Below are 13,047 nucleotides of genomic sequence, written 5' to 3' on the forward strand. Positions count from 1 at the left end.
CGGCGCCTTCCAGCAATAGGGAAAAGCAATGAGTGAAACAATCGAAAAGCGGCTAAGTGATCTCGGCGTGACGCTTCCTGTTGCCGCCGCGCCCGCCGCCAACTACGTGCCCTATTGCAGGACCGGCAACCTGCTGTTCACTGCTGGTCAGTTGCCGCTCGAGGACGGCAAGCTGCAGGCAAGCGGCCTGCTCGGCCGCGACGTCGACACGGCAAGCGGCAAGGACGCGGCGAAATACTGCGCCATCAACATCCTGGCGCAAGCCAAGGCAGCACTGGGCGACCTCGAGAAGATCCGTCGTCTGGTGAAGATCACCGTCTTCGTGGCCTCTGCCCCCGACTTCGTCGAGCAGCATCTGGTCGCCAACGGCGCCTCCGATTTCCTGGTTGCCGCGCTCGGCGAAAGCGGCAAGCACGCGCGCTCCGCCGTGGGCACCGCCTCCCTGCCGCTTAATGCCGCGGTGGAAATCGAAGCGATCTTCGAAGTCGAATGAGTGTAGGTGCTGACATGACCGACCTCTCCTGGCTGACGGCCCGGCCGGTTGCCCATCGCGGCTTTCACGACATGAACAAGACGCGCTGGGAAAACACGCTTTCCGCCTTCGCCGCCGCGGCCGAACGCGGCTACGCGATCGAATGCGACGTGCATCTGTCGTCGGATGGCGTTCCCATCGTCATCCATGATGACGATTTGCAACGGCTGACCGGGCAGGACGGTTTCGTCTGGCAACGCAGCGCGGCCGAACTTGCCGCGCTCAAGGTTGGCGGCACGGCGGACCACGTGCCGACGTTGCAGGAAGCGCTCGACCTCGTCGATGGTCGCGTGCCCATGGTCGTCGAACTGAAAGGAACTCCCGGTCGCGACGAAGGCCTGGTGGCGCGCGTCGGCAAGATGCTCAAGCACTACAAGGGCAAGGCGGCGATCATGTCGTTCGATCACTGGCTGATCCGCGATTTCCCCAAACACGCGCCCGGCATTCCGGCTGGGTTGACCGCCTATGGCAAGGACGCCAAGCTGATCGAAGCACATTTCTCCATGCTGGCGCACGAACTCGCCTTTACCTCCTATGCCGCCGGCGATCTGCCGAACCCGTTTGTCAGCTTCGTGCGCGAAAGGCTGAAAATGCCTGTCATCACCTGGACGGTGCATGATCAGCCCGCGATCGACCTGACCTTTAGATATGCCGACCAGATGACATTCGAAGGGTTCGAACCCGACCTGGTCGAAGTCGCCTGAGCAGGGTGCCCGAAACGTGACTTGTAGCGGCCCGAATGGAGCTTAAATAAGCCTCATGGATCAGGGTGACGACGGCGACGGACAAATGGCGAATGCGGACTATTCGATCCGCATCGCCGCCGGCATCGGAGCCTTTACCTGCGACGAATGGAACGGCTTTGCCGGAACCACGCGTGCCGATACAGGGGCGGAGTACAACCCGCTCGTTTCATACGCTTTTTTGAGCGCTCTGGAGGATTCCGGCTGTGCCGTGCGTCGCACCGGCTGGCAAGGTCATCACTTGCGGCTGGAGACCGCGCAAGGCAGGCTCCTCGGCGCCGTTCCCTGTTATCTCAAGTCGCACAGTCAGGGCGAATACGTGTTCGATCACGGCTGGTCGGATGCCTTCGAGCGCGCCGGCGGCCGTTACTATCCAAAACTGCAAAGTGCCGTGCCGTTCACGCCCGTCACCGGCCCTCGCCTGCTGGTCGGCAAAGGCGAGGATCAGGACGCGGTGAAGGCTGGGCTTGCCGCCGGTCTCAAGATGGTGACCGACAAGCTCGGCGTGTCCTCTGCGCATGTCACCTTCGCGCAGGAGAGCGACGTCGCGACGTTGGAAGCCGCGGGCTTCCTGCATCGCACCGACCAGCAATTCCATTTTTTCAACGAAGGCTTTTCGACCTACGACGACTTCCTCGCCACGCTTGCCTCACGCAAACGCAAGGCGATGAAGAAGGAACGACGCGAGGCGCTGGCCGATGGCATCTCGATCGACTGGCTGACCGGAAAGGACCTGACCGAAAAGGCCTGGGACGACTTCTTCGCTTTCTATATGGACACCGGCAACCGCAAATGGGGCCGCCCCTACCTGAACCGCCAGTTTTTCTCGCTGATCGGCGAACGCATGGCGGACGACATCCTGCTGGTGATGGCCAGGCGCAACGGGCGCTACATTGCCGGCGCCATCAACTTCATCGGCTCCGACGCGCTCTACGGCCGCAACTGGGGCTGCATCGAGGATCACCCTTACCTGCATTTCGAGGTTTGCTATCATCAGGCCATCGACTTCGCCATCGAACGCAAGCTGAAGGTGGTCGAGGCAGGCGCGCAGGGCGAGCACAAGCTGGCGCGCGGCTACCGGCCGGTGACGATGCATTCCGCCCACTATATTTCCCATCCTGGCCTGCGCAACGCGGTCGCCGACTATCTCAGGCGCGAGCGGCGCGAAGTGGAGCGGATGGGCGAATATCTGGAAGAACATACCCCGTTCCGCAAGGATATTGGCGACCTCGGTTGATCGCGGCGCAGCTTCGCCTTGCTGCTCGCAGGCGGCTTCGCTACACCGGACGGCAAGGCACATTTCGGAGCGTTCGCCATGACTGAGGCCGCCTACGATACCGGCAACATCTTCGCAAAGATCCTGCGAGGAGAGATCCCCTCGCATCGCGTTTACGAGGACGAAGCCGTCGTGGCTTTCATGGATGTGATGCCGCAAGGGCCTGGCCATACGCTGGTGGTGCCGAAAGCGCCGTCGCGCAACCTGCTCGACGCCGCCCCATCGACATTCGGTCCGCTTTTTTCAACCGTCCAGAAAGTGGCACGCGCCGTCAGGAAAGCTCTCAACGCCGACGGCGTCACCGTCATGCAGTTCAACGAGCCGGCCTCCGGGCAGACCGTCTATCACCTGCATGTCCATGTCATCCCGCGTTTCGACGGCATCCCGCTGAAGCCGCACACGGGCACAATGGAAAAACCTGAAGTGCTGGCTGAGAACGCCGAAAAAATACGCGCCGCGCTGGGAAGCTGATCCCGCGCGGTCTCCCCAGCACTCAAGACATTTCATTTGGCCGCTTGCGTGAGCCGTTCGATCGCACTCGGCCGCGGACGTTGCATCAGTCCGACCCGGATTGCAGCCCTATTCCGGGACGATAGCGCGGCGGCGTGATCTGCTCATAGCTGTCGACGCCCAGATTCATCCACGGGCCATCAAAGCTTTCCCCGATGGCCCTCGCGATATTCGACTTTCCTGAACGCGGCGCGCCATTGAGAATGATGATTTGACCGGTCACGCGCCACCTCATCGCCCAAATGAAAAAAGCCCCGTTCCCAGGGCTCTCTTCCAGTTTTTTATCAGGCCTCAGCCTTTTCTGGGCAGTTGAGGCACAAGGCTACGCTTGCCGCCGTCCTTGCCCTTGGGCTCCGGCTTCTGCGCCACGGCCTTCTTTGCCGCAGGCTTCTTGGCCACCGCCTTGGGCGGCTTCGGCGCGTCTTCCGGCTCTTCCTTCTTCGGCTTCACCGGCGCCTCGTCGGCGAGCGATTCGAGCTTCAGGCCGGTCTCGCCGGTTTCCTTCTTCTCGACGGTGACGCGCACCGTGCCGCCCTTCTTCAGCTTGCCGAACAGCACCTCGTCGGCCAGCGGCTTCTTGATGTGCTCCTGGATGACGCGGCCAAGCGGACGCGCGCCCATGCGTTCGTCATAACCCTTGTCGGCAAGCCAGGCGATGGCGTCCGGCGACAGGTCGAAGGTAACGCCACGCTCGGAGAGCTGGGCTTCCAGCTGCATGACGAACTTCTGCACCACCTGATGGATCACCGGCACCGGCAGCGATCCGAACGGGATGATCGCATCGAGACGGTTGCGGAATTCCGGCGTGAACAGCCGGTTGATCGCCTCGACATCGTCGCCTTCGCGCTTGGTCGAACCGAAACCGATCGCCGCGCGCTGCGCATCGGATGCGCCCGCATTGGTCGTCATGATCAGGATGACATTGCGGAAGTCGATCTGCTTGCCATTGTGGTCGGTCAGCTTGCCGTGGTCCATCACCTGCAACAGGATGTTGAACAGGTCCGGATGCGCCTTCTCGACCTCGTCCAGCAGCAGCACGCAGTGCGGATGCTGGTCGACGCCGTCGGTCAAAAGGCCGCCCTGGTCGAAACCGACATACCCGGGAGGCGCGCCGATCAGCCGCGAGACGGTGTGGCGTTCCATATATTCCGACATGTCGAAGCGGATCAGTTCGACCCCGAGCGAGGCGGCCAACTGCTTGGCGACCTCCGTCTTCCCGACGCCGGTCGGGCCCGAGAACAGGTACGAGCCGATCGGCTTTTCCGGTTCGCGCAGGCCGGCCCGTGCAAGCTTGATCGCCGAAGTCAGCGCCGTAATGGCGGTGTCCTGCCCGTAGACGACGCGCTTGAGCTCAATATCCAGGCCCTGCAGCACCTTCTCGTCATCGGCCGAAACCGTCTTCGGCGGAATACGCGCCATGGTGGCGATCGTCGCTTCGATCTCCTTGATGCCGATCGTCTTCTTGCGCTTGGCTTCCGGCACCAGCATCTGCGAGGCGCCGGTCTCGTCGATCACGTCGATCGCCTTGTCCGGCAGCTTGCGGTCGTTGATGTAGCGCGCCGACAGTTCCACAGAGGCCTTGATCGCCTCGTTGGTGAACTTCACCTTGTGGAATTCCTCATAATAGGGCTTCAGGCCCTTCATGATCTCGATAGCATCCTCGATGGTCGGCTCGTTGACGTCGATCTTCTGGAAGCGCCGCACCAAGGCACGGTCCTTCTCGAAGAACTGGCGGAACTCCTTGTAGGTGGTCGAACCGATGCAGCGGATCGCACCGGAAGACAGCGCCGGCTTCAACAGGTTCGACGCATCCATGGCGCCGCCCGAAGTGGCGCCGGCGCCGATCACCGTATGGATCTCGTCGATGAACAGCACGGCACCCGGATAATCCTCGAGTTCCTTGACGACCTGCTTCAGCCGTTCCTCGAAATCGCCACGATAGCGCGTACCGGCCAACAGCGTGCCCATGTCGAGCGCGAAGATGGTGGCATTGTGCAGCACTTCCGGCACGTCGCCCTCTACGATGCGCTTGGCCAGCCCTTCGGCGATCGCCGTCTTGCCGACGCCGGGGTCACCGACATAGAGCGGGTTGTTCTTGGAACGGCGGCACAGCACCTGGATGGTGCGGTTGATCTCGCCTTCACGGCCGATCAGCGGATCGATCTTGCCGGCCTTGGCCTTGTTGTTGAGGTTGACGCAATAAGCGGTCAGCGCGTCCTGCTGCTGCTTCTTCTTGCCGCCCTCCTCCTGTGGCTCGGCGCCGTTCGGGCCGCCCTGCTCGTCATCGGCGCCGCGCGGGCTGCGGCTCTCCGACGCGCCCGGACGCTTGGCAATGCCGTGCGAGATGTAGTTGACCGCGTCGTAGCGGGTCATTTGCTGTTCTTGCAGGAAATAAGCGGCATGGCTTTCGCGCTCGGCGAAGATCGCCACGAGCACGTTGGCCCCCGACACTTCCTCGCGACCCGATGACTGCACATGGATCACCGCGCGCTGGATGACGCGCTGGAAGCCGGCGGTCGGCTTGGAATCCTCGTCGTAGCCGGTAACCAGATTGTCCAGCTCTGTATCGATATAGGTGAGAACGGTGTGCTTCAGCTCGTCGAGATCGACGTTGCAGGCGCGCATGACGGCGGCCGCCTCGGTGTCGTCGATGAGCGCGAGCAGCAAATGTTCAAGGGTTGCATATTCATGGTGCCGCTCATTGGCGAGCGTCAGCGCCTGGTGAAGCGCCTTTTCCAGGCCTTGGGAGAAAGCCGGCATGTTACCTCACTTCTTCTCCATCACGCATTGCAGCGGATGCTGATTCTGTCGGGCGAAATCCATGACCTGAGACACTTTGGTCTCGGCCACCTCGAATGTATAGACCCCGCACTCGCCCACTCCATGATTGTGAACATGAAGCATGATGCGTGTGGCGGCTTCGCGGTCCTTCTGGAAAAAACGCTCCAGCACATGAACCACGAACTCCATCGGAGTGTAGTCGTCGTTGAGGATGAGGACCCGGTAAAGGCTGGGCTTCTTGGTTTTGGTTTTGGTGCGCGTGATGACGGCCGTCCCGCGGCCGGCCTCATTGCCGTCGCCGCCGCCGTTTTGCATCCGCGCCACTTGTCTCGTGGCAGTCAAACCGATCGTCACGTAATCCTGCCTCTTTCGAATCCCCATGCGAGTTCAACATGTAGGTGTTCGATGGACGATTTTAAGCCCTTCTGGTTAGCTGACAATATGGCTAGGTGACCAACCTGGCGGTTTTTCGCAATCGAGAAGCGCTGGCATGAAAAAACCCGGCCGCGTTTCCACGGCCGGGTTTGTCCTGCGCCCAAAGAGCCGGATCTTTAATTCTCGGGCGAAAATTACTTTGCCTTGGCAACGATCGATTCGAACGGCTTGTAGGCCTCCTTGGCGAGTTCGGCGTAGAGGTCGCCGATCTTGGTAGCCTCGGCGACGAACGCCTCGTAGGACTGCTTGGCATAGTCGGATTGAATCTCGATCGCCTTGTCCAGCGACTTGGCCGAGAACAGCTTCTCGCACGCGACGCTGCCGGCTTCGAAGCTCTTCTTGGTGTATTCGCCGGCCTCGGTGGCGATCGCCTGCGCGCCCTTTGACAAGGAGGCGAAGCTCTTCAATCCGGTGTCGGCGAACTCCTTGCCGTATTTGCTGAAGTCCTCATAGGTCTGGGTCATTTCGTACTCTCCCTGGACGGTTGACGCGCCCTGCCCCGAGCGCCGTTGTGCAATGCATAATATATATTGTGCAGCGCACAAAAGTCAAGAAGTCGGGGGCTCGCGACCCTCCAGGCAGCGGCAATGGCTAAAATTCGAATAAAGGAAGGCTCAAACTCCCGGAAAATGGTGAACGCGGCGGTTACCATAAACGGATTGGTAACGCTGCCCCGCTAGCTTGGCCGGAAGTGAGGCAGGATCCCTTTGCCGCCTCCAACGCAACGAGAAATTCAAAGGAACTACCAGTGCGTCAGGCGTTGTCGGGCATCGTTTCCAAATCCGCGTTCCCTCTTAAGACGATTATGATCCTCGCCATGGCGATGACATTCGTCGTCGCGGACGTCGCCTCGTCGCTCGCGGCGAAATCCGCGGCCATCGTCGTCGATGCCAAAACCGGCAAGGTGCTTTACTCGGCTAATGCCGATGGCCGGCGCTACCCCGCTTCGCTGACCAAGATGATGACGCTCTATCTGACCTTCGAAGCGATGGCGAAGGGCAAGATCAGCAGAAACTCGCCAGTCGTGTTTTCGGCCCATGCGTCAGCCGAGGCGCCGACCAAGCTCGGCGTGAAGCCGGGCGGATCGGTGGCGGTCGAGACCGCGATCCTGTCGATAGTGACGAAGTCGGCCAACGACTCGGCGACCGCGCTCGGCGAGATGCTCGGCGGCAACGAAACCAACTTCGCCCGCATGATGACGGCCAAGGCGCGGCAGCTCGGCATGAACGGCACGGTCTTCCGCAACGCCAACGGCCTGCCGGATCCGGGACAGTTCACCACGGCGCGCGACATGGCCACGCTCGGCATTGCGCTCAGGGAACATTTTCCCCAGTACTACGGCTATTTCGCGCAGCGATCCTTTCTCTACGGTCGCCAGCGCATCAATGGCCATAACCGTCTGCTCGGACGCATCAAGGGCGTCGACGGCATCAAGACCGGCTATACCCGCGCCTCCGGCTTCAATCTCGTCTCGTCCGTCAATGACGGCAACCGCCGCCTGGTCGCCGTTGTCATGGGCGGCACGTCGGGCGGCAGCCGCGACAACCAGATGGCAGGCCTGATCAACACCTATTTGCCGAGGGCCTCGACCCGCGGTGGCGGCGACCTCGTCGCCAAGGCGGACAGCAATGCGATCAGCGCACTTGCAAAGGTTCTCCTCCCCAAGCATGACGCGACGACCCCGGACGAAAAGCCGGTGGCCGTGGCGGAAGCCGATACGGCCGTCGCCGACGACGCGACCGTTGCACAGGGCGACAGTGAGGACGAGGATACAGCCCAAGCGGAGGCACCCAAGCTGGTTGTCCCGGCAAAGAAGGTAAAGACGGTCATCGTCTCCGCTCCCAAGGTCGCCACCGCCCAGGTCGTGGCCGCCTATGCCGAGCCCACCCCGGCTGTTGATCCGGTCAACACCGCGTCGGTTCCGCCAGGCTGGGCCATCCAGGTTGCCTCCTCGCCGAAGCAGTCCGAAGCCCAGGCTTTCCTCGACAAGACCATCAAGCAGGCTCCCAAGGTGCTGGCCGACGCTTCCGGCTTCACCGTCGCTTTCGACAAGGACGGCGCCACCTACTACCGCGCTCGCTTCGGCGGCTTTGGGTCCAAGGATGCCGCCTGGAAAGCCTGCACCGCTTTGAAGAAGAAGAAAATCGAGTGCTACGCCGTCCAGCAATAGGACTGCGTGGAAGATATCTCCCGGAAAATTTTTGCGTCGAAGGAGACTAGTTGTGATTGGAGAGCAAGACGTCCTTGGCTTCGTTAATCCGCGCCGCCAGGAAAGACGTGCCGCCGACATCGGGGTGCAGGCGCTGCATCAGGCGGCGGTGCGCCTTGCGGACATCCGCCGCGGCGGCCCCCGCTTCAAGACCAAGGACCTTGTAGGCCTCCTCCTTAGTCATGGCGCCCGCACTTGGCGCAATACCCAGCCCTTCGCCACCGTTCGTCTCAGCGTATTTGCGCCAGACGGGAAATCTGCCGTCAAGATACGTCTCTAGCAACTGCGAACTCTCCGGATCGCCGGAGAGTTCGCGGTAGAGATGCTGCAATTGCGCAAGGGTCATCGAGCCAAGCATCTTGCCATCGTGGCGGCCGGCCAGAACCAACCCTTCTAGGCCGCCAGTATTGTGATCGAGTTCCATCTCAAGTGCCGCCGTCCGCACGGTTGAGCGTTTTGCAGCAACCGGCCTGGCCCTTGGCCGGCCGGTATGCATGGCGCCGTACCAGGCGATTGCCACGAACAGGATGATGCCGCCGATGCCTTGGCGCCCGACCAGGAGCACGGTGCCGCCGACCAGCGCCAGCAGGATCGGTCCCAATTTTCTCATTCCGCTTGCGAGTTGAGCCGGATCCGCGCGGAGAAAGGCGGTCGCTACCCCCAGCAGCGCCAGCAACAACGCGACCACAATGATAATTGCGCCTAACATTTTGCACCGCCCCGCAGGGATCCTGTCCGCTCGGACAGCCGCGTGATGTCCTTCAACACTTTTCCTGCGCCAGAATCATGGCCTTTAACCGGGCCGGCAGCGGCCTGTGTCGACAGTTCCTCATCGCGCATGGATTTCAAGATGTGGCGTTGTCGCGTCGCTTGCAAGTCCAGGGCGGAGCAAGATTGAGGGCCAGAAAACGCGGGCGCGGCAGCAGGCATTCCTTCGCTCAAGCCCTAGAGCAGGCCGAGGTCGGCCAGCTCGCGCCTGAGTTTCGGCGGCATCTCGACCAATCCCGCCTTGCCCTTGCCGAGGTCGGCCGGGGCGTCCGCCGGCTTCAGGTAACGCCAGCCCTGGAAGGCGCGGCGCGGCTGCCAGTCAGTGCGCACCACCTCGGGATCGAGCATCAAATGGCAGCGGCCGATGCCGTCGTCATCGGTGAACGGCCGGATTTCCGTGATCAACTGGCGGCACTGCACGCTGCCCTTGATCACCCAGTAGAGCGAACCGCCGTCGGTCACCTCGTCGCCACGTGTCGGCATCATGCGGGTGGTGTGCCAGTGTTCGGCTGGTTCGCCGGCACGGCGGCGCTCGTCAAGACGGAAGGCGATCCACTCTTCGAGATCCTCGACACTGTCGCAACCGACGCAAAGCTTTAGGAGATTGAGACCCATCGCCCAAGGTTAGCCCGGAGCGCCGACACGTCAACGGCCTGACTGACTTCTCCACAGTGCCAGCTTGGGCCAGCCTCAACATTCAACGACATTGACGGCCAGGCCGCCAAGGCTGGTTTCCTTGTACTTCTCGTTCATGTCGAGGCCGGTTTGGCGCATCGTCTCGATCGCCGCATCGAGCGGCACGAAATGCACGCCGTCGCCTTTGATGGCCAGTGACGCGGCCGTCACTGCCTTGACGGCACCCAATGCGTTGCGCTCGATGCAAGGCACCTGCACGAGCCCGCCCACCGGATCGCAGGTCATGCCCAGATGATGTTCCAGCGCGATTTCGGCAGCATTCTCGACCTGCTCGGGCGTGCCGCCCATGACCGCGCACAGACCGGCCGCAGCCATCGCCGAGGCGGAACCGACCTCGCCTTGGCAGCCGACCTCGGCGCCCGATATCGACGCATTGGACTTGATGATGCCGCCGACCGCCGCTGCCGTCAGCAGGAAGTCGCGAATGCTCGGCTGGTCGGCCTCGGGATGGAAATGCAGCCAGTAGCGCAGCACCGCCGGCAGCGTGCCGGCGGCACCATTGGTCGGCGCGGTGACGACACGCCCGCCGGCCGCATTCTCCTCGTTGACCGCCATCGCATAGATCGACAGCCAGTCATTGGCGAGTAGCGGGTTCGGCCGGTTCTGTTGCCACTGCTCCTGCAGCTTGTCATGGAGCTGCCTGGCGCGGCGGCGCACCTTCAGGCCGCCCGGCATGATGCCGTCCTGCGACAGGCCGCGGTCGATGCAGCCCTTCATGGCGTCCCATATCGCGTCGAGGCCGGTGTCGAGCTCCTCGCGCGACATCTGCGTCTCCTCGTTGACGCGCTTCATTTCGGCAATGGAAAGGCCGCTCTTGGCCGCCATCTTCAGCATCTCGACCGCGTTCTTGAAGGGATACGGCACTTTCTTGCCCTCGGTTGTGACCGAGCCCTTCGACTTCATCCGTTGCAGCTCTTCTTCCGAAACCACGAAGCCGCCGCCGATCGAATAGTAGATGCGCTTGAGCAGCAACCGGCCGCCGGCGTCGTAAGCGTGGAACGCCATGCCGTTGGCATGACCGGTGAGCGGCGTCTTGCGGTCCAGCACCAGATCGGTGGCCGGATCGAAATGGTAGGGAGGGTGACCGGGCGGTGAAACCAGCTTGTCGGCGGTGATGCGGCTGACAATGTCGTCGGCTCGGTCGGGGTCCACCGTTTGTGGCGTCTGGCCGGCAAGGCCTAGAATGACGGCACGGTCGCTGCCATGGCCGATGCCGGTATAGGCGAGCGAGCCATGCAGGCTGGCGCCGATGCGGTAGACGTTGACGCCGGCGGGACGCGGCCAGTCGTCGCCCGCGACCTCTTCGAGGAAGCGGCGCGCGGCCGTCATCGGCCCCATCGTGTGCGAGCTCGAGGGGCCGATGCCGATCTTGAACAGGTCGAAAACCGAAAGGAACACGCTGTCTCCTGGGTCACGTCGAGGATTACATATAGGAATTCCAGCGATGTTTCCGCTCTTTTGACAGTCGCGGCGCAGCACCTGCCGACCTTGTTTGCTCCGGCAGCGACATCGAGTGCAACACGCCGTCCAAGGTCATCGAAGCAACCGGGCCGAATATGGTAGATTCGGCGCCATGGGCGATTCCTATCTTTCGACGGCCGATCTCGCGGCGCTGGGCTTTTTCCTCCTCGCATGGGTGCTGCACACGCTCGCCTCGGACGGCCACCTGGTCAGCCGCGTGTCGCTGACCACCGCCATGAATGCGCAACGCGAGGCCTGGATGCGCACCATGGCCGAGCGCGAGATCCGCATCGTCGACACCGCCATCATGAGCGGCCTGCAGCAGGGAACCGCCTTTTTCGCCTCCAGTTCGCTGATCGCGCTCGGCGGCTGCTTCGCCCTGCTTGGCGCGTCGGACCGGGTGCTTGAGGTGCTGAGCACCCTGCCCTTGGGCGGCGCGCCGTCGCGCTCGGCCTTTCAGATCAAAGTGCTGGGACTGGTGTTGATTCTGGCCTTTTCCTTCTTCAAATTCGGCTGGGCCTACAGGCTGTTCAACTACTGTTCGATCCTGATCGGCGCCGTGCCGATCCCGCATGGCGAAGCCTCGCGCAATCCCCTCACGCAAACGGCCGTGTGGCGCGCGACGCAAATGAACATGCTGGCCGGCAAGCATTTCAACTCGGGCCTGCGCGGTGTGTTCTTCTCGATCGGCTATCTCGGCTGGTTCGTCGATCCCCTGGTGTTCGTGCTGTCGACGCTTCTGCTGCTGGCCGTCCTGGTACGGCGCCAGTTCTTCTCCGCGGCGCGGCGCGCTGTGATCGGTCAGCCGCCGGGCGTCGGAAACGGCTGATCGATGCGCCCGGAAAGCCAATAGGCGAAAAGCCCGATCCATTCGCGAACCGCGATGGTCGTGTTCTGCAGCGAATCGGCCGCATTGTCGCGAAACAAGCCGACGCCTTCCCGACCCGAGGTGCGATAGTCGACCGGCCATTGGACAGTTGGAAAACCTGCCTTGTAGAACAGGGCCTTGGCGCGCGGCATGTGAAAGGCTGATGTCACCAAAAGCCATGTCTCGCCCGGTTTGGGCTTGGCCAGTTCGCGGCTGAAGACCGCGTTCTCGTATGTGTTGCGGGATTTATCTTCGAGGAGCAGCCGGTCGGCCGGGACACCCAGCGCCTCGAGGAGGCGCGGCGCGGTGTCGGCATCACCTTCGCCGTCGAAGAACAGTGAGCCGTTTCCACCGGAGACCACCACTTTTGCCTGCGGGAAACGCCGGGCGAGGATCGCTGCCTCGACCATGCGATCGCCGCTGCTGTTCAATTCATAGCCCCGGCGCGCGAGGTTGATAGCGCCCTCGAAGCCGCCGCCGAGCACGACGATGCCGTCAACCTTCTTCGGCAGCGGCGGCCTGGGAAAGCGTTCCTCCAGCGGATTGAGCATCATCGCTCCAAGTGACGTCCAGGCCGACAGCGCAAGGATCAGAAACGCCAGCACGCCGCCGCTGACGGCAAGTCGCCGGCGGCCGACGATCCCGGCGAGCAGCCCTGCCGAAAGCAGGAAGATCGTCAGGTTGAGCGGCTGGATGACGAACCAGAATATCTTGGAAAGATAATAGAACATCGCTCACTCATTAAAGTCCGCAAGGCTGTCCAAAAAT

At 62.2% G+C, this 13,047-nt stretch carries 13 protein-coding genes and 1 pseudogene; 6 read left to right on the forward strand and 8 right to left on the reverse strand.

Annotated features, from left to right (window positions below; translation table 11 throughout):
• Positions 1-28: 28 nt before the first annotated feature.
• The 4 genes from X739_RS145905 (at position 29) to X739_RS145890 (ending at position 3,022) form a co-directional block, all read left to right on the forward strand.
• Positions 29-493 (forward strand): RidA family protein, encoded by a 465-nt coding sequence (locus tag X739_RS145905; protein ID WP_023773824.1) that lies wholly within the window; start codon positions 29-31, stop codon positions 491-493.
• A 14-nt stretch (positions 494-507) separates the two neighbouring features.
• Positions 508-1,236: a glycerophosphodiester phosphodiesterase gene (locus tag X739_RS145900; protein WP_023773825.1), complete on the forward strand. Its 729-nt coding sequence runs from the start codon at positions 508-510 to the stop codon at positions 1,234-1,236.
• A gap of 55 nt (positions 1,237-1,291) precedes the next feature.
• Entirely contained in the window at positions 1,292-2,512 is a 1,221-nt protein-coding gene (locus X739_RS145895; protein ID WP_023773826.1) for a GNAT family N-acetyltransferase, read from the forward strand.
• A 78-nt stretch (positions 2,513-2,590) separates the two neighbouring features.
• Positions 2,591-3,022 (forward strand): HIT family protein, encoded by a 432-nt coding sequence (locus X739_RS145890; RefSeq protein WP_023773827.1) that lies wholly within the window; start codon positions 2,591-2,593, stop codon positions 3,020-3,022.
• A 94-nt stretch (positions 3,023-3,116) separates the two neighbouring features.
• Here the strand turns inward: X739_RS145890 and X739_RS145885 are convergent.
• The 4 genes and pseudogenes from X739_RS145885 to X739_RS145870 form a co-directional block, all read right to left on the reverse strand.
• Positions 3,117-3,296 (reverse strand): annotated as a pseudogene (locus X739_RS145885) (chloramphenicol phosphotransferase); the annotation flags it as partial.
• Between the two features lie 56 nt (positions 3,297-3,352).
• Positions 3,353-5,821 carry an ATP-dependent Clp protease ATP-binding subunit ClpA gene (gene clpA / locus X739_RS145880; protein WP_023773829.1) on the reverse strand — a complete coding sequence of 823 codons (2,469 nt, stop codon included), beginning with the start codon at positions 5,819-5,821 and terminating at the stop codon, positions 3,353-3,355.
• Between the two features lie 6 nt (positions 5,822-5,827).
• Positions 5,828-6,157: an ATP-dependent Clp protease adapter ClpS gene (gene clpS / locus X739_RS145875; protein WP_010909565.1), complete on the reverse strand. Its 330-nt coding sequence runs from the start codon at positions 6,155-6,157 to the stop codon at positions 5,828-5,830.
• 254 nt (positions 6,158-6,411) lie between these two features.
• Positions 6,412-6,741 carry a phasin family protein gene (locus tag X739_RS145870; protein ID WP_015317766.1) on the reverse strand — a complete coding sequence of 110 codons (330 nt, stop codon included), beginning with the start codon at positions 6,739-6,741 and terminating at the stop codon, positions 6,412-6,414.
• Between the two features lie 284 nt (positions 6,742-7,025).
• Between X739_RS145870 and X739_RS145865 the strand changes: the two genes are divergently transcribed.
• A complete protein-coding gene (locus X739_RS145865) occupies positions 7,026-8,447 on the forward strand; it encodes a D-alanyl-D-alanine carboxypeptidase family protein (RefSeq protein WP_023784027.1) in 1,422 nt (473 codons plus the stop codon).
• Positions 8,448-8,493: 46 nt separating this feature from the next.
• On the opposite strand, the gene X739_RS145860 is transcribed toward X739_RS145865, so the two are convergent.
• From X739_RS145860 to X739_RS145850, 3 genes are all read right to left on the reverse strand, one after another.
• Positions 8,494-9,195 (reverse strand): DnaJ domain-containing protein, encoded by a 702-nt coding sequence (locus tag X739_RS145860; protein ID WP_023773831.1) that lies wholly within the window; start codon positions 9,193-9,195, stop codon positions 8,494-8,496.
• 236 nt (positions 9,196-9,431) lie between these two features.
• Positions 9,432-9,869: a DUF1489 family protein gene (locus X739_RS145855; RefSeq protein WP_023773832.1), complete on the reverse strand. Its 438-nt coding sequence runs from the start codon at positions 9,867-9,869 to the stop codon at positions 9,432-9,434.
• A 75-nt stretch (positions 9,870-9,944) separates the two neighbouring features.
• Positions 9,945-11,348 (reverse strand): L-serine ammonia-lyase, encoded by a 1,404-nt coding sequence (locus tag X739_RS145850; protein ID WP_023773833.1) that lies wholly within the window; start codon positions 11,346-11,348, stop codon positions 9,945-9,947.
• Between the two features lie 175 nt (positions 11,349-11,523).
• On the opposite strand from X739_RS145850, the gene X739_RS145845 reads away from it, so the two are divergent.
• The gene (locus tag X739_RS145845) at positions 11,524-12,240 is read left to right on the forward strand and encodes a DUF599 domain-containing protein (RefSeq protein ID WP_015317761.1); all 717 of its coding nucleotides are present in this window, start codon (positions 11,524-11,526) and stop codon (positions 12,238-12,240) included.
• Here the strand turns inward: X739_RS145845 and X739_RS145840 are convergent.
• Positions 12,213-13,010 (reverse strand): YdcF family protein, encoded by a 798-nt coding sequence (locus tag X739_RS145840; RefSeq protein WP_023773834.1) that lies wholly within the window; start codon positions 13,008-13,010, stop codon positions 12,213-12,215. The two genes, X739_RS145845 and X739_RS145840, sit on opposite strands and share 28 nt — an antisense overlap.
• Between the last annotated feature and the right edge of the window lie 37 nt (positions 13,011-13,047).

Origin of the sequence: Mesorhizobium sp. LNHC209A00 (assembly GCF_000502915.1) — a bacterium.
Classification (GTDB): Bacteria; Pseudomonadota; Alphaproteobacteria; order Rhizobiales; family Rhizobiaceae; genus Mesorhizobium.